The organism is Bacillus sp. LR--39, assembly GCF_053613335.1.
Genome location: NZ_JBSIOT010000006.1, coordinates 1 through 25,069 on the forward strand (window position 1 = coordinate 1; position 25,069 = coordinate 25,069).

31 protein-coding genes and 1 rRNA gene are annotated in these 25,069 nt (G+C 44.5%); 31 read left to right on the forward strand and 1 reads right to left on the reverse strand.

All coding sequences use genetic code 11. The features are described from left to right. The 14 genes from rrf to rsmI form a co-directional block, all read left to right on the forward strand. Positions 1–108 (forward strand): 5S ribosomal RNA (rrf, locus tag ACWHAR_RS18620); the annotation flags it as partial. A gap of 173 nt (positions 109–281) precedes the next feature. Continuing rightward, complete coding sequence (locus tag ACWHAR_RS18625) at positions 282–476, forward strand: sigma factor G inhibitor Gin (protein WP_007409914.1); 195 nt, start codon at positions 282–284, stop codon at positions 474–476. 148 nt (positions 477–624) lie between these two features. Next, complete coding sequence (locus ACWHAR_RS18630) at positions 625–1,239, forward strand: 5-bromo-4-chloroindolyl phosphate hydrolysis family protein (RefSeq protein WP_032872166.1); 615 nt, start codon at positions 625–627, stop codon at positions 1,237–1,239. A 15-nt stretch (positions 1,240–1,254) separates the two neighbouring features. After that, positions 1,255–2,373, forward strand: a complete 1,119-nt coding sequence (locus tag ACWHAR_RS18635) for a toxic anion resistance protein (protein WP_032872168.1) — start codon at positions 1,255–1,257, stop codon at positions 2,371–2,373. 77 nt (positions 2,374–2,450) lie between these two features. Then, positions 2,451–3,884: an aminotransferase class I/II-fold pyridoxal phosphate-dependent enzyme gene (locus ACWHAR_RS18640; protein WP_032872170.1), complete on the forward strand. Its 1,434-nt coding sequence runs from the start codon at positions 2,451–2,453 to the stop codon at positions 3,882–3,884. Next, a complete protein-coding gene (gene tmk / locus ACWHAR_RS18645) occupies positions 3,881–4,519 on the forward strand; it encodes a dTMP kinase (protein ID WP_007615155.1) in 639 nt (212 codons plus the stop codon). Before ACWHAR_RS18640 ends, tmk begins: the two co-directional genes overlap by 4 nt. Positions 4,520–4,589: 70 nt before the next feature. Beyond that, on the forward strand, positions 4,590–4,919 hold the full coding sequence (darA, locus tag ACWHAR_RS18650; RefSeq protein ID WP_004264734.1) for a cyclic di-AMP receptor DarA: 330 nt from the start codon (positions 4,590–4,592) through the stop codon (positions 4,917–4,919). A 12-nt stretch (positions 4,920–4,931) separates the two neighbouring features. Beyond that, the gene (locus tag ACWHAR_RS18655) at positions 4,932–5,372 is read left to right on the forward strand and encodes a YaaR family protein (protein WP_004264730.1); all 441 of its coding nucleotides are present in this window, start codon (positions 4,932–4,934) and stop codon (positions 5,370–5,372) included. Positions 5,373–5,383: 11 nt separating this feature from the next. Continuing rightward, entirely contained in the window at positions 5,384–6,373 is a 990-nt protein-coding gene (holB, locus tag ACWHAR_RS18660) for a DNA polymerase III subunit delta' (RefSeq protein ID WP_032872173.1), read from the forward strand. A 2-nt stretch (positions 6,374–6,375) separates the two neighbouring features. Further along, positions 6,376–7,203, forward strand: coding sequence for a competence/sporulation regulator complex protein RicT (ricT, locus tag ACWHAR_RS18665; RefSeq protein ID WP_004264723.1), 828 nt, complete (start codon positions 6,376–6,378; stop codon positions 7,201–7,203). Between the two features lie 14 nt (positions 7,204–7,217). Further along, a complete protein-coding gene (gene yabA, locus ACWHAR_RS18670) occupies positions 7,218–7,577 on the forward strand; it encodes a replication initiation-control protein YabA (protein WP_004264720.1) in 360 nt (119 codons plus the stop codon). Positions 7,578–7,637: 60 nt separating this feature from the next. Next, on the forward strand, positions 7,638–8,381 hold the full coding sequence (locus ACWHAR_RS18675; RefSeq protein ID WP_004264717.1) for a tRNA1(Val) (adenine(37)-N6)-methyltransferase: 744 nt from the start codon (positions 7,638–7,640) through the stop codon (positions 8,379–8,381). Continuing rightward, positions 8,368–8,667, forward strand: coding sequence for a GIY-YIG nuclease family protein (locus tag ACWHAR_RS18680; RefSeq protein ID WP_007409921.1), 300 nt, complete (start codon positions 8,368–8,370; stop codon positions 8,665–8,667). The genes ACWHAR_RS18675 and ACWHAR_RS18680 overlap by 14 nt, the downstream gene beginning before the upstream one ends. Beyond that, positions 8,642–9,523 carry a 16S rRNA (cytidine(1402)-2'-O)-methyltransferase gene (gene rsmI, locus ACWHAR_RS18685; protein WP_032872176.1) on the forward strand — a complete coding sequence of 294 codons (882 nt, stop codon included), beginning with the start codon at positions 8,642–8,644 and terminating at the stop codon, positions 9,521–9,523. The genes ACWHAR_RS18680 and rsmI overlap by 26 nt, the downstream gene beginning before the upstream one ends. A gap of 49 nt (positions 9,524–9,572) precedes the next feature. Here rsmI and abrB read toward each other — a convergent pair whose 3' ends face one another. Then, on the reverse strand, positions 9,573–9,863 hold the full coding sequence (gene abrB / locus ACWHAR_RS18690; protein ID WP_169510469.1) for a transition state genes transcriptional regulator AbrB: 291 nt from the start codon (positions 9,861–9,863) through the stop codon (positions 9,573–9,575). A 483-nt stretch (positions 9,864–10,346) separates the two neighbouring features. Here abrB and metG point away from each other — a divergent pair, with 483 nt between their 5' ends. From metG to ACWHAR_RS18775, 17 genes are all read left to right on the forward strand, one after another. Then, a complete protein-coding gene (gene metG / locus ACWHAR_RS18695; RefSeq protein WP_022552471.1) occupies positions 10,347–12,338 on the forward strand; it encodes a methionine--tRNA ligase in 1,992 nt (663 codons plus the stop codon). A 76-nt stretch (positions 12,339–12,414) separates the two neighbouring features. After that, complete coding sequence (locus tag ACWHAR_RS18700; protein WP_032872179.1) at positions 12,415–13,182, forward strand: TatD family hydrolase; 768 nt, start codon at positions 12,415–12,417, stop codon at positions 13,180–13,182. A gap of 134 nt (positions 13,183–13,316) precedes the next feature. Next, positions 13,317–14,642 (forward strand): G5 and 3D domain-containing protein, encoded by a 1,326-nt coding sequence (locus tag ACWHAR_RS18705; protein ID WP_087920785.1) that lies wholly within the window; start codon positions 13,317–13,319, stop codon positions 14,640–14,642. Positions 14,643–14,776: 134 nt separating this feature from the next. Then, complete coding sequence (gene rnmV, locus ACWHAR_RS18710) at positions 14,777–15,340, forward strand: ribonuclease M5 (protein ID WP_004264696.1); 564 nt, start codon at positions 14,777–14,779, stop codon at positions 15,338–15,340. Continuing rightward, positions 15,330–16,211: a 16S rRNA (adenine(1518)-N(6)/adenine(1519)-N(6))-dimethyltransferase RsmA gene (rsmA, locus tag ACWHAR_RS18715; protein WP_004264694.1), complete on the forward strand. Its 882-nt coding sequence runs from the start codon at positions 15,330–15,332 to the stop codon at positions 16,209–16,211. Before rnmV ends, rsmA begins: the two co-directional genes overlap by 11 nt. Positions 16,212–16,383: 172 nt before the next feature. Next, the gene (gene yabG, locus ACWHAR_RS18720) at positions 16,384–17,259 is read left to right on the forward strand and encodes a sporulation peptidase YabG (RefSeq protein WP_032872185.1); all 876 of its coding nucleotides are present in this window, start codon (positions 16,384–16,386) and stop codon (positions 17,257–17,259) included. Between the two features lie 211 nt (positions 17,260–17,470). Continuing rightward, on the forward strand, positions 17,471–17,731 hold the full coding sequence (gene veg / locus ACWHAR_RS18725; protein ID WP_007615173.1) for a biofilm formation stimulator Veg: 261 nt from the start codon (positions 17,471–17,473) through the stop codon (positions 17,729–17,731). A 162-nt stretch (positions 17,732–17,893) separates the two neighbouring features. Then, positions 17,894–18,082 (forward strand): small, acid-soluble spore protein, alpha/beta type, encoded by a 189-nt coding sequence (locus ACWHAR_RS18730; protein WP_011996172.1) that lies wholly within the window; start codon positions 17,894–17,896, stop codon positions 18,080–18,082. A gap of 143 nt (positions 18,083–18,225) precedes the next feature. After that, positions 18,226–19,095, forward strand: a complete 870-nt coding sequence (gene ispE, locus ACWHAR_RS18735; RefSeq protein ID WP_007409927.1) for a 4-(cytidine 5'-diphospho)-2-C-methyl-D-erythritol kinase — start codon at positions 18,226–18,228, stop codon at positions 19,093–19,095. 55 nt (positions 19,096–19,150) lie between these two features. Next, entirely contained in the window at positions 19,151–20,008 is an 858-nt protein-coding gene (purR, locus tag ACWHAR_RS18740; protein WP_004264666.1) for a pur operon repressor, read from the forward strand. Next, a complete protein-coding gene (gene ridA / locus ACWHAR_RS18745; RefSeq protein ID WP_004264663.1) occupies positions 20,005–20,385 on the forward strand; it encodes a 2-iminobutanoate/2-iminopropanoate deaminase in 381 nt (126 codons plus the stop codon). The genes purR and ridA overlap by 4 nt, the downstream gene beginning before the upstream one ends. Before the next feature lie 195 nt (positions 20,386–20,580). Continuing rightward, positions 20,581–20,874, forward strand: coding sequence for a septation regulator SpoVG (spoVG, locus tag ACWHAR_RS18750; RefSeq protein WP_004264660.1), 294 nt, complete (start codon positions 20,581–20,583; stop codon positions 20,872–20,874). 191 nt (positions 20,875–21,065) lie between these two features. Next, positions 21,066–22,436 (forward strand): bifunctional UDP-N-acetylglucosamine diphosphorylase/glucosamine-1-phosphate N-acetyltransferase GlmU, encoded by a 1,371-nt coding sequence (glmU, locus tag ACWHAR_RS18755; protein ID WP_032872188.1) that lies wholly within the window; start codon positions 21,066–21,068, stop codon positions 22,434–22,436. Positions 22,437–22,457: 21 nt separating this feature from the next. Further along, positions 22,458–23,411: a ribose-phosphate diphosphokinase gene (locus ACWHAR_RS18760; RefSeq protein WP_004264656.1), complete on the forward strand. Its 954-nt coding sequence runs from the start codon at positions 22,458–22,460 to the stop codon at positions 23,409–23,411. 84 nt (positions 23,412–23,495) lie between these two features. After that, a complete protein-coding gene (locus ACWHAR_RS18765) occupies positions 23,496–24,104 on the forward strand; it encodes a 50S ribosomal protein L25/general stress protein Ctc (RefSeq protein WP_032872190.1) in 609 nt (202 codons plus the stop codon). 84 nt (positions 24,105–24,188) lie between these two features. Next, the gene (gene pth / locus ACWHAR_RS18770) at positions 24,189–24,755 is read left to right on the forward strand and encodes an aminoacyl-tRNA hydrolase (RefSeq protein ID WP_004264652.1); all 567 of its coding nucleotides are present in this window, start codon (positions 24,189–24,191) and stop codon (positions 24,753–24,755) included. A gap of 61 nt (positions 24,756–24,816) precedes the next feature. Beyond that, on the forward strand, positions 24,817–25,047 hold the full coding sequence (locus ACWHAR_RS18775; protein WP_004264650.1) for an anti-sigma-F factor Fin family protein: 231 nt from the start codon (positions 24,817–24,819) through the stop codon (positions 25,045–25,047). Positions 25,048–25,069: the final 22 nt, after the last annotated feature.

A 25,069-nucleotide genomic window follows, 5' to 3' on the forward strand; every position in this document is an offset into this window, starting at 1 on the left:
CGATAGCGAAGAGGTCACACCCGTTCCCATGCCGAACACGGAAGTTAAGCTCTTCAGCGCCGATGGTAGTCGGGGGTTTCCCCCTGTGAGAGTAGGACGCCGCCAAGCTATGTTACGGTAAAGGCAGCTCATTATGAGCTGCCTTTTTTGTTTTTGAATAAAAACAAAACAAACACCGAAATACGGAAACACCCATATACTAATTGCAAACTTCAAAAAGGTCCAAATTGTGTATACAATCAACAGCTTAAGGGAAGGCTATTCATACGGAGGTGGGCAAAATGAATGAAACGTCCAGCCATGAAGAAACATGTATTGTGTGTGAAACCAAAAAAAGCAGGGGAATCCATATTTATACGAAATTTATATGTTTAGAGTGTGAGAAGAAAGTAGTTTCCACTCCGACCTCTGATCCAAATTATGAATTTTTCGTTCGTAAACTGAAAAGCCTTCATACACCGACGTTATATTCTTAACCCTGAAAAGGGTCTTTTTTTTGCCTGAAATCAGAGGAGTTTTTACACTTTTTATAAAAGAACTGATACGATAAGAAGAGGAACTTGTTTAGACATGGAATGTAATAGATAATACTGATAAAAGTGAATAAATAGGAGTCGATCAAGTATGAAACCGTTTATTCAATATATGAAATGGACGCTTTGCGGCAGCACAGTTTTTGTATTAGCGGGGATAACCTTCTTTACGATAGGGCATCAGCCTTTTCTGTATTCGCTTTTATACGGGGCGGCCGGCGGAGCCGCTGTCAGTGCGGCCGGCCTGTGGAATGCGAAGCGTCTCTTTTTGAAAAAACACCGGCTGACAAGAAAAGAATATGCTTATATCAAGGAAAATCTTGAGGAAGCAAAGGGTAAAATCATCCGATTACGCAGGGCGCTTTTTCGCTCTAAAAGTATACAAATGCTGAAGCAGAATGCAGAGATACTGCGGATAACCCGACGAATATATCTGCTCACAAAGCAAGAGCCGAAGCGTTTTTATCAGGCAGAGCGTTTCTATTATCAAACGCTTGATTCTGTTGTGGAACTGACGGAAAAGTATGCTCTGCTCTCCTCACAGCCGCGAAAAAATAAAGATTTATCAATGTCCTTGAGTGAGACGAGGATGACTCTAGCAGAGCTTTCCAGAAGGCTGGAAGAGGATCTTCATGAACTGATGAAGGAGGACATCGACGACCTGCACTTTGAATTAGATATGGCAAAGCATTCACTGAGAAAATAAGAAAGGAAGAAGGAAATGGCCAAAGACCGTTCCGACGACAGCATGGACGCCCAAAATGACCAGACCCCTCTAAAGCTTGCAGATACGCTGCCGGAAGAAAAAAGGGAAGCGGCACTTCGGCTCGCTGAAAAACTGGACCCTGAGAACATGCAAAGCATTGTTCTGTTTGGTTCACAGGCGCAGGCGAATCTTCTGGAATTTTCCCACACGATGATAGAGCACGTGCAAAGAAAAGATGCAGGAGAGATGGGACAGATACTGGCTGATTTGATGCTGAAGCTTGACCAGGTCAACTCTGATGATCTGCAGATGAAGAACAAAGGGTTTTTCGCCCGGCTGTTTAAAAGGGTGTCCGGTTCTGTACAGGAAGTGCTTTCGAAATATCAAAAGACAAGTGTGCAGATTGACCGTATCAGCAGAAGGCTGGAACATTCTAAAAATGTGCTGTTGGGTGACAATAAATTGTTAGATCAGCTGTACGCCCAAAATAAACAATACTTTTCTGATTTAACTATGTATATAGCAGCGGGGGAATTAAAATTAGATGAGCTGAAAACAAAGCTGATACCCGAAGCGGCAAGAAAAGCCGAATTACAAGAACACAATCAAATGGCCGCGCAGGGAGTGAATGATCTTCGCCAGTTTGCCGACCGTCTGGATAAGAGGGTGCATGATCTGCTGCTGAGCAGGCAGATTACGCTTCAGAGTGCGCCGCAAATCCGCCTGATTCAAAACACGAATCAGGCACTGGCAGAGAAAATTCAGTCCTCCATTGTTACGGCTATTCCTTTATGGAAGAATCAAGTCGCCATCGCGCTGACGCTTATGAGGCAGCGGAGTGCGGCAGATGTGCAGCAGAAGGCGGCGGATACGACAAATCAATTGCTGCTGAAAAACGCCGAACTTCTGAAAACAAGTACAGTCGAGACCGCCAAAGCCAATGAGCGCGGACTTGTTGAGGCAGAAACCCTCAAAAAAGTGCAGGAAAGCTTAGTCAGCACACTTGAAGAAATCATGTCTATTCAAGAAGAAGGCAGGATGAAACGCAGGCGTGCCGAGGAGGAGCTTATTATCATGGAAGGCGATTTAAAAAAGAAGCTGCTTGATATGGGGTCAGGCCGGGATAACGGCTAGATGGCAAAAAGTCTTAGCTTTAAGTTGGCTCGCAGTCACGATATAATAAGAAAGACAGGCAAAGGATTTGTTTAAAAATGGACACACCTTTATATACAGCGCTGATGAAGCATGCGCACCGAAATACGTATTCTTTTCATGTTCCGGGACATCACAATGGAGATGTCTTTTTTGATGAAGCCAAATCTGTATATCAATCTCTTTTATCTATTGATATGACTGAGATCACGGGTCTTGATGACTTGCATCACCCGACGGGGGTCATTAAGGAAGCGCAGGATTTGGTGAGCAGATTTTACGGCTCTCAGGAAAGTTTCTTTCTCGTCAATGGAACGACCGTCGGCAATCTGGCGATGATTTTAGCTGTTTGTGAACCGGGAGAACCCATTCTGATCCAGCGTAATTGTCACAAGTCTGTTTTCCATGCGGCGGCATTGACGGGAGCCAAGCCGGTTTATTTGGCACCGGAAATCGATGAAAACATGCATGTGCCGGCACATGTATCCCTTTCAGTCATCGAAAAAGCGCTGGCGTCATATCCGAACGCGAAAGGACTTGTTCTGACCAATCCGACTTACTACGGGCATGCCGCCGATTTGACTGCGGCAGTTAAAAAAGCCCATTCATACGGCGTTCCTGTACTGGTGGATGAGGCTCATGGGGCTCACTTTGTGTTAGGGCAGCCTTTCCCGCCTTCATCATTGGCTATGGGGGCGGACGCCGTTGTTCAATCGGCTCATAAAACGCTTCCGGCTATGACAATGGGGTCTTACTTTCATTTGAACAGCACCAGAATTGACAGAGATCGATTAACTTATTATATAAGCAGTTTGCAAAGCAGCAGCCCGTCATACCCGATTATGGCATCTTTAGATACGGCGCGCGCTTATGTGCAGGATATTGCTGAAAAAGGGACACTTCCCGTTCATATGGAGCACATTGAGAAAATCAAACGAAGGTTCGCATCAATTTCTTCTATTGAAATAATCGAGCCTTCCGGATATGGACTGCGGGCGGACCCGTTAAAATTAATTCTTCGGTCAAAGCTCGGACATTCCGGCTATTCATTACAACGGATTTTGGAGAGTGAAGGCATTGTTGCCGAGCTGGCTGACGAGTACCAAGTATTGCTCGTACTGCCGATAGGCGGCCGGCGGATGATAGAACAGGCAGCCGTAAGAAACATACAGCAGAAACTGGAGAATACACCGCCCGATAAATTGCCGGATGCCGTGAGATGGACATTTCCGTCCATATCGACACTTGAATACCCGCAAAATGAGATGCGGAAGTTTAAAAAAGAGCTTACAGATATAAATAAGGCTGCCGGGCGCTTGCATGCGGGGAACATTATTCCTTATCCGCCGGGAATTCCGCTGATCATGGACGGAGAACGGATAACAGAAGAGATCGTACAAAAGCTTTCCCGTTTAATCGGCATGGACACGCATATTCAAGGCTTGTTAAACGGGGAACAATTACTTGTCTATATAGAAGAGGAGAAATCATGAGCGGTTTATTTATAACATTTGAAGGTCCTGAAGGTGCAGGGAAAACGACTGTGCTTCAGGAAATGAAAGAGATTCTGTCGGCAGAGGGGCTCCCGGTGACAGCGACAAGAGAACCGGGCGGCATCGACATTGCGGAACAGATCAGAGAAGTGATCTTAAATAAAAACAATACACTGATGGATGCAAAAACGGAGGCGCTGCTTTACGCCGCGGCGAGAAGACAGCATTTAGCCGAAAAGGTGCAGCCTGCATTGAAAGAAGGCCGCATTGTGCTGTGCGATCGTTTCATCGACAGTTCGCTGGCTTATCAAGGCTATGCGAGAGGGCTCGGCATTGATGAAGTCCTTTCTATTAATCAGTTTGCAATCGGCGATACGATGCCTGATGTCACCATCTATTTTTCTATTGAGCCGGAAGAAGGGTTGAAACGGATTACGTCGAATGATTCAAGAGAGAAGAATCGTCTCGATCTCGAGGCCCTGCACTTTCACACGAAAGTACGGGAAGGATACCAAAAGGTCATGCAGCGTTTTCCGGAAAGATTTCATACAATCGACGCTTCGAAAAAGAAGGAACTCGTCATTCAGGACGCACTTCAAGTGATAAATGAAGCATTGAAAAAAATTCAGTTGTGACCTGTTTCTCATAAGTTGCTATAATGAATGTAACGACAATGTTCTTTCCAACCTAAAGGGGGCCTAGAGAATGAAACTAATAGTGGCAGTGGTGCAGGATCAGGACAGCAACAGGCTTTTGAAAGTATTAACCGACCACAACTTCAGGGTGACGAAGCTTGCGACAACAGGCGGATTCCTTAAATCAGGCAATACGACGTTTATGATCGGGGTGGAAGATATCCGTGTCGATAAAGCGCTCAGCCTTATTAAAGAGAATGGCTGTAAACGTGATCAGATGATTGCCCCGGTATCCCCGATGGGCGGGAATGCGGATTCCTACGTTCCATATCCCGTCGAAGTGGAAGTCGGCGGAGCGACGGTCTTTGTCCTCCCGGTCGATGAATTTCATCAATTTTAAGGATTTGACGACGTGAAAATAAATTCTGACTTACGTACATTTATTGAGAAAAAGCAGCAGCCTGCTTATAAAGCGGCAGAGCTTTCCGGAACATTTAAAAGTTCAATGGACAGCCAAAGCAGCAAGCTGAAATTTGATCAGCTGAGCAGGTTCTTAACGGATATAGAAACGTTCGGGAAAAGGCTGACGAAGTCGAGAAACTTCAAAGACTTAGCGAAATTCAAAGGATTGGTAAAACGTTTTGTAAAAGAGGCCGTAGACAGCGGATTATCGCATGAGACGGAGAAAAGCTTTGACCTGTACGGCAGCAGCCGGACTCTGGGGCTTGTGAAAGAAATAGATGAAAAACTGCTCCAGCTGACAGAAGAAATGTTAGATCAGGAAAAACCGGCAATTGATTTGCTGGATCGAATCGGAGAAATAAAAGGTTTATTGATTAACCTTTACACATAGAGAGTGATACAATGGCAATATCATGGAAGGAAATGACCGGGCAGCAGCCCAGAGTAATGCGGCTTTTGCATAACAGTATTGAAAAGAAAAGGCTTTCTCACGCCTATCTGTTTGAAGGCAAAAAAGGTACGGGCAAATTGGATGCCGCACTGCTTCTCGCAAAAAGCTTTTTTTGCCTTGAAGGCGGGACTGAGCCTTGCGGGAAATGCCGGAACTGTAAGCGTATTGAATCCGGAAACCATCCCGACCTGCATGTGGTTCAGCCCGACGGATTATCCATTAAAAAGGCTCAGATCCAATCGCTTCAGGAAGAGTTTTCTAAAACAGGACTGGAATCGCATAAAAAGCTATACATTATATCCCATGCGGATCAAATGACGACAAATGCGGCAAACAGTCTGCTGAAATTTTTAGAGGAGCCGAGTCAAGACACCATCGCAATTCTTATTACTGAGCAGCTCCACCGAATACTGGATACCATCGTTTCGAGATGTCAGGTTCTTCCGTTCCAGCCGCTTCAGCCGAAAGCCATAGAAGAAAGACTGATTGAACAGGAAGTGAGCCCTCACATGGCCCGGCTCTTAGCAAATATGACAAATAATATTGCGGAAGCAGTCGAATTAAGTCGAAATGATGAGTTTGCAGAGTCCAGAGCGAAAGTGATAAAATTGTATGAAGTCTTACATCAGCGGAAAGGACATGCCTTTTTCTTCATTCAGGATCAGTGGGTGCCCTTTTTCAAAGAAAAAACCCATCAAGAAATGGGTCTTGATATGCTCTTATTGATATACCGTGATGTATTATCCATCCAAATTGGAAATGAAGATAAACTGATTTATCAAGACTTATTCCAATCAATAAAACAGCATGCGCTGCAATTTACACAACAAAGCGTTACGAACCAAATTCTCGCTGTTTTAGAAGCAAAAAAACGGCTTCATTCCAATGTGAATGTGCAGGGATTAATGGAGCACTTGGTGTTAACGTTGCAGGAGGGATAAGCTTGTACAACGTAATAGGCGTCCGCTTTAAAAAAGCGGGGAAAATTTATTATTTTGATCCGAACGGATTTGATATAGAACAAGACAGCTGCGTCATTGTTGAAACCGTAAGAGGTGTCGAATACGGGCAGGTTGTCATCGCAAATAAACAAGTGGACGAGCATGATGTTGTGCTTCCGCTTCGAAAGGTCATTCGCGTTGCTGATGAACGCGATCTTCTCATTGTAGAAGAAAACAAACAGGAGGCCCTGTCCGCTTTTGAAGTCTGTCAGAAAAAAGTGGCTGACCACGGCTTAGATATGAAGCTGGTTGATGTTGAATTTACGTTTGACCGCAATAAAGTCATTTTTTACTTTACGGCAGACGGACGGGTTGATTTCAGGGAATTGGTCAAAGACTTGGCTTCTATCTTTAAAACGAGAATCGAATTGCGCCAAATCGGGGTGAGGGACGAGGCGAAAATGCTCGGCGGTATCGGACCATGCGGGAGAATGCTTTGCTGCTCCACGTTCCTCGGTGATTTTGAACCGGTGTCCATCAAAATGGCGAAGGATCAAAATTTATCGTTGAACCCAACGAAGATCTCCGGTCTGTGCGGCCGTTTGATGTGCTGTTTGAAGTACGAAAATGATGAGTATGAGACGGCAAAAGAACAGCTGCCGGATTTAGGCGAAATGATTACGACGGCAAACGGCCCCGCAAAGGTTGTCGGTCTTAATATTCTGGAACGGGTGCTTCAGGTGGAACTGAAGAATCGTGAAAAAGTGATAGAATATACTTGGGAAGAGCTCTTGGAAGAGGGCGTCGTATCCGCACAAACCACAGATTAACGAGGTGTGGAACCTTGGATAAAAAAGAGTTATTTGATACTGTCATAAACCTGGAGGAACAAATCGGTTCGCTGTACCGTCAGCTGGGTGACTTAAAGCAGCATATCGGCGAAATGATTGAAGAGAATCACCATCTTCAGCTTGAAAATAAGCATTTGCGTAAGCGGCTTGATGACACGACGGAGCAAATTGAGAAATTCAAAGCCGATCAGAAAGAAACAAAAACACAGAAGGCAGAGCAGAGTGATATAGGAGAAGGGTACGACAATCTGGCCCGGCTGTATCAAGAAGGCTTTCATATTTGCAACGTCCATTATGGGAGCGTCCGCAAGGGAGATTGCCTTTTTTGTCTGTCCTTCTTAAATAAAAAATAAGGAAAAGGCTTCCGCTGATGTCGGAAGCCTTTTTCAAAGAGTGCCGAAAGGAATAAGATTATGGTTTCATTACGTGATGATGAAAGATTGGATTATTTATTAGCAGAGGATATGAAAATAGTACAGAGTCCGACGGTTTTCGCTTTTTCATTAGATGCCGTGCTGCTGTCTAAGTTTGCATACGTTCCGATTCAAAAGGGGAACATCGTTGATTTATGCACGGGGAACGGCATTGTGCCGCTTTTGCTCAGCACAAGGTCAAAAGCCGATATCACCGGGGTTGAAATTCAGGAACGCTTGTATGATATGGCGCTCCGAAGCGTGGAATACAACGGGCTGGGCGGTCAGATCAGTCTCATTCATGATGATCTGAAAAATATGCCGGAAAGACTCGGACATAATAAATACGATGTTGTCACCTGCAATCCGCCTTATTTTAAAACACCGAAAGAGGCGGAGCAGAACCTGAACGAGCATCTCAGAATCGCAAGGCACGAAATCCTTTGCACGCTTGAAGATGTGATTTCCGTCAGCAGCAAACTGCTGAAGCAAGGCGGAAAAGCGGCTCTCGTTCATCGGCCGGGGAGGCTTTTGGAAATCTTTGAACTAATGAAAGCGTACCGAATAGAACCGAAACGGGTTCAGTTTATTTATCCGAAACAAGGTAAAGAAGCGAATACCATTTTGGTTGAAGGAATTAAAGGCGGCCGCCCTGATCTCAAAATTCTTCCCCCGCTCTTTGTATACAATGAACAAAATGAATATACGAAAGAGATCCGCACGATTTTATATGGAGACAAATAGCCATTTCTTTTATGTGCTGCTGTGCAATGACAACAGTCTGTATGCCGGTTATACAAATGATCTGCAAAAACGGCTGAAAACCCACAATGAGGGAAAGGGCGCGAAATATACAAGGGCGAGAAGGCCGGTTTCGTTATGCCATGCGGAATCATTTGAAACAAAACGGGAAGCGATGCAGGCGGAATACCGTTTTAAGCAGCTGACCCGAAAGAAAAAAGAGCAATATATAGAAGAAAAACGACGCAGCAAGGAGGCTGTATATGTTAAGACGCCAGATGAGTTTTAACGGAAAATCTGAAATGGGAACTCTGTACCTTGTTCCTACACCGATCGGCAATTTGGAGGACATGACCTTTCGTGCAGTAGAGACGCTGAAATCGGCTGATGTCATAGCTGCCGAAGATACGAGACAGACGAAAAAGCTGTGCCATGTTTATGATATAGAAACATCTCTCATCAGCTATCATGAACATAATAAAGAAAGCAGCGGCCATAAAATCATTGAATGGCTGAAAAGCGGAAAGAATGTGGCATTGGTCAGTGATGCCGGCATGCCGACAATTTCCGACCCGGGGGCTGAGATTGTGAGAGATTTCACCCAAATCGGCGGATATGTCGTTCCGCTTCCGGGTGCAAATGCGGCATTAACCGCGCTGACCGCATCAGGCATCACCCCGCAGCCGTTTTTCTTCTACGGATTTTTAAACAGACAGAAAAAAGAAAAGAAGAAAGAACTCGAAATCCTGAAAAAACGGCAGGAAACGATGATATTTTACGAAGCGCCGCACAGATTGAAAGAAACATTAACAGCAATGCATGACGTTTTGGGTAATCGAACCATCGCCGTCACGAGAGAATTAACGAAAAAGTATGAGGAATTCATCAGAGGAACCATCGCCGAGGTGATTGAATGGGCAAATGAAGATCAAATCCGCGGTGAGTTCTGTCTCGTTGTCGAAGGAAATCAAACCGCAGAACCGGATGAAGATGAAAAGCCTTGGTGGACGGAGCTTTCTGAGACAGAGCATGTGGAGCATTACATAAACGAAGGAGCATCTTCCAAACAGGCCATAAAACAAACAGCGGTAGATCGGGGCGTTCCGAAACGCGAGATTTATGACGCTTATCACATTCAATCATAAAAAAAACCGTTCTTGTATCGTAACAAGAACGGTTTTTGTATGAAATAGCTTATTTTTGGTTTTGAAGCTGGTTTTGAATTTCAGAGATGATTTGCTCAGCGCCTTCTTTGCTGAGTACCAATTTGCCGCCGGCAAGTTTAAGGTTATCATCAGAAACTTCACCAGTTACTTGGCAAGTCATGTTTGGTTTATATTTTTTAAGGATGATTTTTTCATCATCAACATAAATTTCAAGAGCGTCTTTTTCTGCGATGCCCAGTGTACGGCGAAGTTCGATAGGGATAACTACGCGTCCAAGTTCATCAACTTTACGTACGATACCAGTAGATTTCATTAACAGTCTCCTCCCGAGAGATAATTATTTTGTAGTTTATATTTTTCTTCGTCATTATTCGACAAAATTCCTTACATTCCTAGCATAACAAGGTTTCCAATAATCGTCAATCTTTTTGTTTACTATTGATTGTAAGAATTAGTTCTTATAGTAAGTAAAGCCTTGGAAATCCTGAAATAACAGGCTTTTTGACTGCTTTTTCGAACCTATTATCCTACTGAAAATCCTTTTAAATCAAGACTTTCGAACCAAGATGTTTTATATTAGTAGATTATATACGACAAATTTCGACATGTTAAGACTTTTTTTAATTTCAATAAAAATTTTTAATTTTATTTACTCTTTTACGCGCAGTACGTATATATCCTTGATCTTAAAGGCTAAGATGGTATCATAGATAGAGGACAAATATCAATATTGTATATCAAATAAAACCGCTCTCGTCCTTTGGGCGTGAGCTTTTCGACATTCTGAATGGGAGGTTGCAACATGCCGCAAGACAATAATACTTTTTATATTACAACCCCGATATATTATCCGAGCGGAAAATTACATATCGGCCATGCTTATACTACCGTGGCCGGCGATGCGATGGCGCGTTACAAAAGATTAAAAGGATTTGACGTACGCTACTTAACCGGAACGGATGAGCACGGACAGAAAATCCAGCAGAAAGCGGAGGAAGAGAATATCACGCCTCAAGCTTATGTGGATCGTGCAGTTGCTGAAATCCAAAAACTATGGAAGCAGCTCGACATTTCTCACGATGATTTCATCCGGACGACGGAAAGCCGGCACAAAGAAATTATCGAGAAAGTGTTTCAAAAACTTCTTGATAATGGTGACATTTACCTGGATGAGTATGAGGGCTGGTACAGCATCCCTGATGAAACATTCTATACGGAAACACAGCTGGTGGATGTGGAAAGAAATGAGAAGGGTGAGGTTGTCGGCGGAAAAAGCCCGGACAGCGGCCACCCGGTCGAATTAATCAAAGAGGAGTCATACTTCTTCCGCATGAGCAAATACGCAGACCGCCTGCTGAAGTTTTATGAGGAAAATCCTTCTTTCATCCAGCCTGAATCACGCAAAAATGAAATGATTAACAACTTCATTAAACCGGGGCTTGAAGATTTGGCCGTTTCCAGAACGACGTTCGACTGGGGCGTAAAGGTGCCGGGAAATCCGAAGCATGTCGTGTATGTATGGATTGACGCACTGTTCAACTATATTACAGCGCTCGGTTACGATACGGAAAATGATGAGCTTTACAAAAAGTACTGGCCGGCTGACGTCCATCTTGTCGGTAAAGAAATTGTCCGTTTTCATACCATTTACTGGCCGATTATGCTGATGGCGCTTGATCTCCCGCTGCCTAAGCAAGTATTCGCGCATGGCTGGTTATTGATGAAAGACGGAAAAATGTCGAAATCAAAAGGAAATGTCGTTGATCCGGTAACGTTAATTGAACGCTACGGCTTGGATGAACTTCGCTATTATCTGCTTCGCGAAGTACCGTTCGGTTCAGACGGTGTCTTTACGCCGGAAGGTTTCGTAGAACGAATTAATTATGACTTGGCGAACGACTTAGGAAACCTTCTGAATCGTACAGTCGCAATGATCCAAAAATATTTTGACGGCGAGATTGGTTCATATGAAGGAAATGTGACCGATTTTGATTCAGAGCTTTCTTCTGTAGCCGGTGAAACGGTTAAAGCTTATGAAAAGGCAATGGAAAACATGGAGTTTTCAGTCGCTTTATCAACGCTATGGCAATTAATCAGCCGTACGAACAAATATATTGATGAAACTGCTCCGTGGGTGCTTGCTAAAGACCAGGAAAAAGAAAAAGAATTACGTTCTGTCATGTATCATTTAGCTGAATCTTTACGTATCTCAGCCGTATTGCTCCAGCCTTTCTTGACGCAAACGCCTGAAAAAATGTTTGCCCAGCTCGGAGTTGAGGATCAGTCTCTAAAAGCTTGGGACAGTATTCAGACATTCGGCCAATTGAAGAACACGAAAGTGAAAAAAGGGGAACCGCTTTTCCCTCGTCTTGAAGCTGAAGAAGAAGTAGCTTACATCAAGCAAAAAATGCAAGGAACTGCTCCTGCTAAAGAAGAAAAGGCGGAAGAGCCGCAAGAAGCAGAGCGTCTTCCTGAAATTACGTTTGATCAATTTATGGATACAGAACTTCGCGTCGCAGAAGTCTTGTCCGCAGAGCCGGTGAAAAAAGCAGATCGGCTGCTGAAATTGCAAATTGATCTGGGCTTTGAACAGCGCCAAGTTGTATCAGGTATCGCAAAGCATTACACACCGGATCAGCTTGTGGGAATGAAGATCATTTGTGTAACGAATCTAAAACCGGTAAAACTGAGAGGCGAGCTTTCTCAAGGAATGATACTGGCAGGAGAATCGGACGGCGTTCTCAAAGTTGTAGCTGTCGACCAGTCATTACCGAAAGGCACTCGAATTAAATAAATAGATGCAAAAGGTGTTTCACGTGTAACATTCCGTCGAACACCTTTTGTTTTTCAACAAGAAAGGAGTTTTTATGATGCTTTTTGATACACATGCGCACTTAAATGCCGAGCAATTTGACACAGACTTAGAGGAAGTCATTGCGCGTGCAAAGGCTGAAAAAGTTGAACGGATCGTCGTTGTCGGTTTCGACAAACCCACTATCACGCGTGCGATGGAGCTGATTGAGGAATATGACTTTATATACGCTGCGATCGGCTGGCATCCGGTAGACGCAATTGACATGACAGAGGAAGATTTATCATGGATTAAGGAACTGTCCTCTCATGAAAAAGTCGTGGCAATCGGAGAGATGGGCCTTGATTATCACTGGGATAAATCACCAAAAGACGTTCAGAAAGAAGTATTCCGGAAACAAATCGCTCTCGCCAAAGAAGTGAACCTTCCAATTATCATTCATAATCGTGATGCAACGGAAGATGTTGTCACAATTTTGAAAGAAGAGGGAGCGGAAGAAGTCGGCGGTATTATGCACTGCTTTACGGGGAGCGCGGAGGTTGCGCGGCAGTGTATGGCTATGAATTTCTATATTTCATTCGGCGGACCGGTTACCTTCAAAAATGCGAAGAAACCAAAAGAAGTAGCAAAGGAAATTCCGAATGACCGTTTGCTGATTGAAACGGACTGTCCTTTCCTGACACCGCATCCTTTCCGCGGTAAACGGAATGAGCCAAGCTACGTAAAATATGTTGCTGAACAGCTCGCCGAATTAAAAGGACTGACGTATGAGGAAATTGCCTCAATTACAACCGAAAACGCAAAAAGACTTTTCCGCATGAACTGACAGAATGCGCTGTCATAACGTGTAAAAGCTTGTCCGATTCAGTGGATATGTGAAACGGTTCTACAAGCTTCCTTCTCCTCATAAGATAGGTTGTCGATATGTCTCTCTTCCTTTTTTTGCTTTGTTTTTGCATAATGAGGGATACGCTGAAGGTTTTTCATCTTCGAGATGGGAGGGTTGACAGCATTTTAGATACTCTATATAATCTCTCCGAGGAGAAGGAGGCGTTTTTCATCACACAAAAAATGAAAAAACTGTTTTCCGTAAAGCTTGGTAAAAGCAAGGTTATTCTTATTGCAGCTATTATTCTGCTGGGCGGAACCGGGACTGCATACGGGGCACATGAGCTCTCAAAACAATCAGTTTCTGTTTCCATCAATGGCAAGAAAAAGCAAATACGCACTCATGCAAAAACGGTTGGGGAACTTCTGGAAGATTTACATATAGAGACGAGAAATGAAGACCGGATTACCCCGTCTAAGCAGACAGCATTGGCAGACAACATGAATGTCGTGTATGAAGCTGCAAAGCAGATCCGTGTGACAAGAGGCGGAGAAGAAAAGACTTTATGGTCAACGGCAAAAACAGTCGGCGCATTTCTGAACGAACAGCATACACCTGTGAATCAGCACGATAAAATAGATCCAGCAGCAGATACGAAAGTGACAAACGGCATGAAAGTCACGGTCGACCCGGCTTTTCAGGTCACTGTAAATGATGCGGGAAAGAAAAAGAAAATATGGACGACTTCGACTACGGTCGCTGACTTTTTAACGCAGCATAAGATGGACATGAAAGACGAAGATAAAGTAAAACCGGCATTACACGAAAAGCTCACAAAAAATCAGGCCGGTATACAAATCACTCGTATCGAAAAAGTCACCGATGTAGTTGAGGAAAAAATAGCGTATCAAGTGAAAGAAAAAGAAGATGCGTCTCTCGACAGCGGGAAAGAAAAGATCGTTCAAAAAGGAAAAGAAGGCAAACTTAAAAAGCATTTTCATGTTGTCAAAGAAAATGGAAAAGAAGTTTCAAGAAAGCTTGTTAAAGAAGAAACATCTGAAAAAAGCAAAGATCAGATCATTGCGGTCGGCACAAAGCGGCACAGTCCCAAGATTGAGCAGCTCAGTGCACCTGTGAAGGCATCTTCGAGCGAAACCGGATCTTCCGGTAAAGTGATTACCGTGTCTTCCACGGCTTATACCGCAAGCTGCAGCGGCTGTTCCGGCCATACGGCTACAGGCGTTAACCTGACAAGCAATCCGAATGCCAAAGTCATTGCGGTAGACCCAAGCGTCATCCCGCTCGGCACAAGAGTCCACGTAGACGGATACGGGGAAGCCGTGGCCGCTGATACGGGCTCAGCCATTAAAGGAAGACGGATTGATGTCTTTTTCCCTGAAAAATCTTCAGCTTACCGCTGGGGAAAGAAACAGGTCAAAATAAAAATCTTAAATTAATTCCGATTCACTCAGAGGGTTTTGCGCCCTCTGTTTTTTTCGTTATAATAGGTAAAGTGTATTTTCAGTATATTAGACGTGACATGCAAGCAAAGGTTTCGTTTTGGATATAAAAAGTTTTTTTGGAGGAAGTAATGAAAATTAAAGAAATTATTGTAGTCGAGGGACGCGATGACACTGCGCGCATAAAACTTGCCGTTGATGCGGATACGATCGAGACAAACGGTTCCGCAATCGGAGACGAAGTCATCAGGCAGATTCGGCTGGCGCAGGAAACGAGAGGGGTCATCGTGCTGACGGACCCGGATTTTCCGGGGGAAAAGATCCGGAAAACCATTTCTGAAGCAGTACCCGGCTGTAAACACGCATTTCTGCCCAAACATCTTGCCAAACCGAAAAACAAGCGCGGCATTGGCGTTGAGCACGCATCCATTGAAAGCATCAGAGCATGTCTGGAAAATGTGCATGAAGAGATGGAGGCAAAGCCGAGTGAGATTTCAGCTGAAGATGTCATACAGGCCGGTCTGATCGGCGGACCGGCTGCCAAAAGACGCCGCGAACGATTGGGCGACCTGCTGAAGATCGGCTATACAAACGGCAAGCAGCTTCAAAAACGGCTGCAAATGTTTCAAATCAAAAGAAGTGATTTTATTGATGCGCTCGATGCTATGAGGCAGGAGGAACAGGATGAACAATAAAGATATCGCGACACCTATCAGAACGAAGGAAATTCTGAAAAAGTACGGTTTCTCTTTTAAAAAGAGTCTGGGACAGAATTTCTTAATTGATACAAATATATTGGACAGAATTGTGGACCATGCGGAAATTACGGATCGGACCGGAGTCATTGAAATCGGGCCCGGAATCGGCGCGCTGACAGAGCAGCTTGCCAAACGGGCGAAAAAGGTCGTCGCGTTTGAAATTGATCAGCGCCTGCTGCCCATTCTCAATGATACGCTGTCTCCATATGACAATGTAACGATCATTCATCAAGATGTGCTGAAAGCAGACGTAAAATCTGTCATTGAAGAGCAGTTTCAGGATTGTGATGAAATTATGGTGACGGCGAATCTCCCATATTATGTGACGACGCCTATCATCATGAAGCTATTGGAAGAACATCTTCCGTTAAAAGGAATTGTCGTGATGCTGCAAAAAGAGGTCGCTGAGCGGATGGCCGCTGATCCTTCCTCTAAGGAGTACGGATCGCTTTCCATTGCGGTTCAGTTCTATACGGAGGCCAAAACCGTCATGACCGTCCCGAAAACGGTGTTTGTGCCTCAGCCTAATGTCGATTCAGCCGTCATCCGTCTCTTGCTTCGTGACGGCCCGGCGGTTGACGTCGATAATGAACCGTTTTTCTTCCAGCTGATTAAAGCAAGCTTCGCACAGCGCCGGAAAACCTTGCTGAACAACCTTGTGAACAATCTTCCGGGCGGAAAAGAGAAAAAAGCTCAAATTGAAGAAGTTCTTCAAGAAACGAATATTGACGGAAAGCGGCGCGGTGAATCCCTGTCCATAGAAGAATTCGCGCTCCTGTCCAACGGATTGCATAAAGCCCTTTTCTAAGAGGGCTTTTTGTTTTGCGTCACCACTTGGACTGCCGCTACATAGGCTAGAGGAGAACCTTATTCATTCAACTGCAAGAAAAGCTTGAAACGTCAAGCGCCGCAGCGGAAAGAGGTGTATTTGCCAAGACTTCTTTCATGATGAGGCTTAGTCTATTTGTGGAGTGGGTAACGTGCAATTTCAAATAGGAGATATGGTAGCCAGGAAATCCTATCAAATGGATGTTTTATTTCGCATTATCGGTATAGAGCAAACAAGCAACGGAAATTCAATTGCCATCCTGCATGGTGACGAAGTCAGATTGATTGCGGATGCTGATTTTTCTGATTTGGAGCCTGTCAGAAAAGACGAACAGGCCATGAGAAAGAAAAGAGATGAAAGCAGGATGAATGAATCTCTCGAGCTGCTCCGCCAGGATTATAAGCTGCTTCGGGAAAAACAGGAATATTATGCGACAAATCAATATCAGCATCAGGAGCACTACTTTCATATGCCCGGAAAGGTATTGCATCTGGACGGCGATGAGGCCTATTTGAAAAAGTGCCTGAACTTTTATGAAAAAATCGGTGTGCCGGTATACGGAATTCACTGCCATGAGAAAAAAATGCCGGCATCAATTGACGAGCTGCTTGATAAATACAGGCCGGATATTTTAGTCATCACCGGCCATGATGCATATTCCAAGCATAAGGGTGACGTGAACGATTTAAGCGCCTACAGGCATTCTAAACACTTTGTCGAAACCGTTCAAAAAGCGAGGCGTAAAGTCCCTCATTTGGATCAGCTGGTCATATTCGCGGGGGCCTGTCAATCTCATTTCGAGTCTTTAATCAGAGCAGGCGCGAATTTTGCAAGTTCGCCCTCACGCGTCAATATCCATGCGCTTGACCCGGTATATATTGTCGCGAAAATCAGCTTCACTCCGTTTATGGAGCGGATCAATGTATGGGATGTCCTGAGAAATACGCTGACGAGAGAGAAAGGGCTGGGAGGAATTGAAACGAAGGGTGTGCTGCGTGTCGGTATGCCGTATAAATCAAATGGATGAGTGATAAAACCCGCATATATTTCGCTATGCGGGTTAATTATTTTACATATTGATACATAAATTTCCGGAACTTGTGAAAAATAACGCAGAAATCAATAGAATTTTGTCAAAATAATTTTGTTGACAATGACTTATTAACGTTGATATAATTTAAATTTTATTTGACAAAATTGGGCTCTTGTTGTACAATAAATGTAGTGAGGTGGATGCAATGGCGAAGACGTTGTCCGATATAAAAAGATCGCTTGATGGGAATTTAGGTAAACGGCTTACGTTAAAAGCAAACGGCGGCCGCCGAAAAACGATTGAGCGTTCGGGCATTTTAGCTGAGACGTACCCTTCTGTTTTTGTGATACAACTAGATCAAGACGAGAATTCGTTTGAAAGAGTTTCATACAGTTATGCTGATATTCTGACTGAGACTGTTGAATTGACATTCAATGACGATACGGCAAGCTCAGTAGCATTTTAATGGGCAGTGAACCTTTTGTTTACTGCTTTTTGTTTTGCCTTCTAAAGCTCTTCTAATTATTCCCTCGAAAGTTTCTGCCGATTAAACGAAAGCTATAGGTGTCACATGTTTTATCGTGGCGTGCACGAATGGTGATCAATTCTATAAAAGGGGTTGTTTCGTTTGGGCAGACGTCGTGGAGTTATGTCAGATGAGTTCAAATATGAGCTGGCGAAGGACCTTGGTTTTTACGATACGGTGAAAAACGAGGGCTGGGGAGGCATTCGGGCGCGTGACGCCGGGAATATGGTAAAGCGCGCGATTGAGATTGCCGAACAGCAGATGGCGGCTCAGAACCAAAATAACCGATAATGCAGTGGCCCGGGGGACAATCCGTTCCCCGGTTTTTTCTATCGGCTGTCAAAACCGGCGTCAATTTCGGATAAGTACCTCCGGGTCTCCAAATGTGATACAATGTTCATACTTATGTTTAGATGGAGAAGTAGGTGAAAGCTATGCGTATTTTAGAAAAAGCGCCGGCCAAAATCAATCTGTCCCTCGATGTGACGAGTAAACGCCCGGATGGTTATCACGAAGTGGAGATGATCATGACGACAATTGATTTGGCAGATCGGATTGAACTGACAGAACTGCCCGAAAACGTTATCAGAGTGGCGTCGCATAACCGCTTTGTTCCGGATGATCAAAGGAATCTGGCTTATCAGGCAGCCAAACTGCTTAAAGAACGGTTTCAAGTCAAAAAAGGCGTTTCCATTATGATTACAAAAGTGATCCCTGTAGCGGCAGGGCTTGCCGGCGGAAGCAGCGATGCGGCAGCCACGCTCAGAGGGCTGAACAGGCTTTGGGATTTAAAGCTTTCTGTCGAAGAGCTCGCGGAGCTTGGAGCTGAAATCGGTTCAGACGTGTCCTTCTGTGTATACGGAGGCACTGCCCTGGCCACCGGACGCGGTGAGAAGATCAGGCACATCAGTGCTCCGCCTCATTGCTGGGTCGTGCTCGCCAAACCGACGATCGGGGTATCGACTGCCGAAGTATACCGCCGGCTGAACTTACAGCAGGTTCGGCATCCTGATGTGCAGGCGATGATTGACGCGATTGAAGAAAAAAGCTTCCAAAAGGTATGCGGACAATTAGGAAACGTATTGGAGTCGGTTACGCTCAGCCTCCATCCCGAGGTGGCGATGATTAAAAATCAAATGAAACGCTTCGGCGCTGATGCGGTGTTAATGAGCGGAAGCGGACCGACTGTATTCGGTTTGGTTCAATACGAATCGAAAGTGCAGCGGATTTATAACGGGTTAAGAGGTTTCTGTGATCAAGTGTACGCAGTGCGGATGATCGGCGAACAGAATGCTCTTGATTAAATCCGTATGTTAAGTTATATTATTTTTAAATTATTCGGATTTTGGGGGTAAGTTCATGAAGTTTCGTCGCAGCGGCAGATTGGTGGACTTAACAAATTATTTGTTAACCCATCCGCATGAATTAATACCGTTAACGTTTTTCTCAGAACGGTATCAATCAGCAAAGTCATCAATCAGTGAAGATTTAACGATTATTAAACAGACCTTTGAACAGCAAGGCATTGGGACGCTGCTTACAGTGCCGGGAGCTGCCGGAGGCGTCAAATACATTCCGAAAGTGAAACAGGCTGAAGCAGAAGCGTTTATACAGGAGCTGGGACAGTCTTTAGTAAATCCTGAGCGTATCCTTCCGGGCGGTTATGTATATTTAACGGATATCTTAGGAAAACCATCTGTCCTCTCTCATGTAGGCAGGCTTTTTGCTTCCGTTTTTGCGGAGCGGGAGATTGATGTGGTGATGACCGTTGCGACAAAAGGAATCCCTCTTGCTTACGCAGCGGCCAGTTATCTGAACGTTCCGGTTGTCATCGTGCGAAAGGACAATAAAGTGACGGAAGGCTCCACGGTGAGCATCAATTATGTATCAGGGTCATCTAACCGCATTCAAACGATGTCACTTGCGAAAAGAAGTTTGGCTACGGGTTCGAACGTTTTGATTATTGACGACTTTATGAAAGCCGGCGGCACCATTAACGGCATGATCAGTTTGCTTGATGAGTTTAATGCAAACGTCGCGGGAATAGGTGTCTTGGTTGAAGCCGAGGGAGTGAATGAACGGCTTGTCGATGAATACATGTCACTGCTCACGCTTTCAACCATCAATATGAAAGACAAAACGATTGAGATTCAAAACGGCAATTTTCTGCGATTTTTTAAAGAACAGCATTTAAAGAATGGGGAGACAGAAAAATGACAAAAGCAATCCATACAAAACACGCGCCGGCAGCGATCGGGCCATATTCACAGGGAATCATCGTAAACAACATGTTTTACAGCTCAGGCCAGATTCCTCTTACTGCTGAAGGAGAAATGGTAAACGGTGATATCACAGAACAAACGCATCAGGTGTTCAGCAATTTAAAAGCTGTGCTGAAAGAAGCGGGCGCTTCTCTCGAGACGGTTGTAAAAGCAACGGTATTTATTGCTGATATGGAGCAGTTTGCGGAAGTGAATGAAGTGTACGGACAATACTTTGATGTACATAAGCCGGCAAGGTCTTGTGTGGAAGTGGCGAGACTGCCGAAAGATGCTCTCGTGGAAATTGAAGTCATTGCGCTGGTGAAATCTTAAATCTCAGAAAAGTGGTTCCGGTCTCCGGGATCACTTTTTTTATGCAGTATATGATCCCCAAATATGGTTTATCACCTAATTGTGTATGTATATCCTATATTTTCAAAAAAACTTTTTGAAACGTGCAGGAATTTAAAAAGAATCGTGGAATTGTTAGACTAATGCTTTTATATAGGGAAAAGGTGGTGAACTACTGTGGAAGTTACTGACGTAAGATTACGCCGCGTGAATACCGATGGTCGCATGAGAGCGATTGCATCCATCACGCTGGATCACGAATTTGTCGTACATGATATTCGTGTGATTGATGGAAACAATGGTCTTTTCGTTGCGATGCCGAGTAAACGCACCCCTGATGGAGAATTCCGCGATATTGCTCATCCTATTAATTCCAGCACGCGGGGCAAGATCCAGGATGCTGTTTTAAATGAGTATCATCGTTTGGGTGATTCTGAAGCATTAGAATATGAAGAAGCCGGGGCTTCTTAAACATAACAAAATGTAAGGACTGCTGATAAAGGCTGACACAAGGCCTTTTCCGGCAGTCCTTTTTTAAATCTGATTTTTCAGTAATAAAGCGATTACATAGAAAATTCTTGCACTTTTTGATGTCTTCTTGAAATCAACAGCTATTTAGGATATATTTTTCTATGGATAAAAGGGATATTGGAGGCCATTAAATGGATAAGCGGTTTGCAGTGATTTTAGCTGCCGGAAAAGGAACGAGAATGAAATCGAAGCTTTACAAGGTCCTTCATCCGGTATGCGGAAAGCCTATGGTAGAGCACGTCGCAGACGAAGCTCTGAAATTATCTTTAGCGAAGCTTGTCACCATCGTAGGACACGGCGCCGAAGATGTGAAGAAGCAGCTCGGACAGAAAAGCGATTACGCTATCCAAGCAGAACAGCTCGGTACGGCTCATGCGGTCAAACAGGCAAAACCATTTCTTCACGGAGAAAAGGGTGTCACGATCGTTATTTGCGGCGATACACCGCTTCTGACGGCGGAGACGATGGAAGCCATGCTGAATGAACATACAGACAAAGGTGCAAAAGCCACGGTGTTAACGGCCGTTGCCGACGATCCCGCCGGATACGGAAGAATCATCCGCAGTGAAGACGGCGCCGTTCAAAAAATAGTGGAGCACAAGGATGCTTCGGAACAAGAACGTCTTGTGAAAGAAATTAACACGGGAACGTACTGTTTTGATAACGAGGCTCTTTTTCGTGTCATCGAACAGGTTTCGAATGAAAATGCCCAAGGCGAGTATTATCTGCCGGATGTGATCGAAATCCTCAAAGACGAAGGCGAAACTGTTGCCGCTTACCAGACTGGTAACTTCCAAGAGACGCTCGGAGTGAATGATAGAGTCGCTCTTTCTCAGGCTGAAATGTATATGAAAGAGCGTATTAACAAACGGCATATGCAGAACGGAGTCACTTTAATCGATCCGATGAATACGTACATCTCACCTGACGCACGTATCGGACAAGATACAGTTATTTATCCCGGAACTGTGTTAAAGGGACAAGCTGAAATCGGCGATGAATGTGTCATCGGCCCTCACACTGAGATAGAGGACAGCTCAATCGGCAGCCGCACTGTGATTAAACAATCCGTTGTCAATCGCAGCAAAGTTGGGAATGATGTAAATATCGGTCCTTTTGCTCACATCAGACCCGATTCCGCAATCGGCAATGAAGTGAAGATCGGAAACTTTGTTGAAATCAAGAAAACACAATTCGGCGACCGGAGCAAAGCATCTCATTTAAGCTATATCGGTGATGCCGAAGTGGGCACGGATGTGAATCTGGGCTGCGGCTCCATCACGGTCAATTATGATGGGAAGAAAAAGTATTTAACCAAAATTGAAGACGGCGCCTTTATTGGCTGCAACTCCAATCTGGTCGCTCCTGTTACAGTAGGAGAAGGCGCGTACGTCGCTGCGGGTTCAACCGTAACTGAAGATGTGCCGGGCGAAGCGCTTGCCATTGCCAGAGCAAGACAAGTAAATAAAGAAGATTATGTGAAAAATATTCATAAAAAATAATCCTAAAATCGGAGGTTTACCATGTCTAACGAATACGGAGATAAGAATTTAAAGATTTTTTCTTTGAATTCAAATCCAGAACTTGCAAAAGAAATCGCGGATAATGTAGGGGTTCAATTAGGAAAGTGCTCTGTTACAAGATTCAGTGACGGAGAGGTCCAGATCAACATAGAAGAAAGTATTCGCGGCTGTGATTGCTATATCATTCAGTCTACAAGTGCGCCGGTCAACGAGCACATCATGGAATTGCTGATTATGGTTGACGCTTTAAAGCGCGCTTCCGCGAAAACAATCAACATTGTCATTCCGTACTACGGTTATGCGCGCCAGGACAGAAAAGCAAGATCACGTGAACCGATTACGGCAAAACTTTTTGCAAACCTGCTTGAAACAGCGGGTGCGACACGCGTGATCGCGCTTGATTTACACGCGCCGCAAATTCAAGGTTTCTTTGATATTCCGATTGACCACTTAATGGGTGTTCCGATTTTAGGCCATTACTTTGAAGGTAAAGACTTGAAAGATATCGTCATTGTTTCTCCTGACCACGGCGGTGTGACGCGCGCCCGCAAACTTGCGGACCGTCTGAAAGCGCCGATCGCGATTATCGACAAACGCCGTCCTAGACCGAATGAGGTAGAAGTGATGAACATCGTCGGTAACGTGGAAGGAAAAACAGCGATTCTGATCGATGATATTATTGATACGGCCGGCACAATCACACTTGCCGCTAACGCGCTGGTTGAAAACGGAGCTGCAGAAGTGTATGCATGCTGTACGCACCCTGTACTGTCAGGTCCTGCCGTTGAGCGGATCAATAACTCTAAAATCAAGGAGCTTGTCGTAACGAACAGCATTAAGCTTCCTGATGAGAAAAAAATCGACCGCTTTAAGCAGCTTTCTGTCGGACCGCTTCTGGCTGAAGCGATTATCCGCGTTCACGAGAAACAATCTGTCAGCTATTTATTCAGCTAAGCCGAAACTTTAAGGTTTAAATCCCAGTTATTGTGGGTATTGTTCTAATAGGACGATAAAACGATAATTAGGATGGTGCTGAATATGGCAACTTTAAAAGCAAATGAAAGAACAGATTTTAAACGTTCGACGCTTCGGAAAATCCGTCATTCAGGACATGTTCCAGGGATTATATACGGTAAAGAAACAACGAATACGCCTGTCTCTTTAGACAGTGTCGAATTGCTTAAAACATTGCGGGACGAAGGAAAAAACACGATTATCACAATTGATGTCAACGGAAATCAGCAATCGGTTATGGTGACTGATCTTCAGACAGACCCGCTCAAAAACGAATTGACGCACGCCGATTTTCAAGTCGTGAATATGAGTGAGGAGCTGGAGGCCGAGGTGCCGATTCAGCTGACGGGAGAGGCGAAGGGAGTCAAAGACGGAGGCGTCATCCAGCAGCCGCTGCATGAGCTTTCGATTAAGGCCAGACCGAAGGACATCCCTCAGACAATCAATGTTGATATTTCAGGACTTGAGATGAATGATGTGCTGACCATCGCAGATCTGACTGCTGACGGCAATTATACATTTGCAAACGATCCGGAAGAAGTCGTGGCTTCCATCCTTCCTCCTAAGCAGGAAGCATTCGAAGAAGATGCAGAACCGTCTCCTGGGGAAGAGCCCGAAGGAGAAAATCAATAAGCGCTTTAAGACGTAACCCGCCCGAGGTTACGTCTTTTGTGCTAGAATGAGAAGAATTACAGCGATGTTGAGGGAGGATTTACGATGCTTGTGATTGCCGGTCTCGGTAACCCCGGGAAAACCTACGAGAACACGAGACATAATGTCGGCTTTATGGCCATTGACGAGCTTTCTAAAGAATGGAATATTGAATTGAATAAAACGAAATTCAACGGACTTTACGGAATGGGGTTTGTTTCCGGAAAAAAAGTTCTACTTGTTAAACCGCTTACATATATGAATTTATCAGGGGAATGTTTGCGGCCGCTACTGGATTATTATGATGCCGATCATGAAGATCTGAAAGTCATATACGATGACCTTGATCTTCCGACGGGAAAAATCAGACTTCGGACGAAGGGGAGCGCAGGCGGACATAACGGAATTAAATCGCTTATACAGCACCTCGGAACCCCTGAATTTGACCGGGTCAGAATCGGAATCGGCCGCCCCGTCAACGGAATGAAAGTCGTTGACTATGTACTGGGAGCTTTTACGAAGGAAGAAGCGCCGCATATCAATGATGCCGTCTCAAAAACCGTAAAAGCCTGCGAAGCTTCCTTAACGAAACCATTTTTAGAAGTCATGAACGAATTTAATGCAAATGTATAAGATAAATAATGGGAGACCATACTAGGGAAAAATGATTTTTTCACATCAGGAGGTCCAACGTATGGCTTTGCATTATTTCTGCCGCCACTGCGGCTTTAAGGTAGGGAGCCTGGAATATTCGACGGTGCCGACACAGTCACTTGGATTTCAGCACTTAACAAATGAGGAAAGAAACGATATGATTTCATATAAAGACAATGGAGATGTCCATGTTCTTACAATTTGTGAAGACTGCCAAGAGGCGCTGGAGCGCAATCCGCACTACCATGAACACAACACATTTATTCAATAAGAAGCTTTGGTGTAGATTCTAG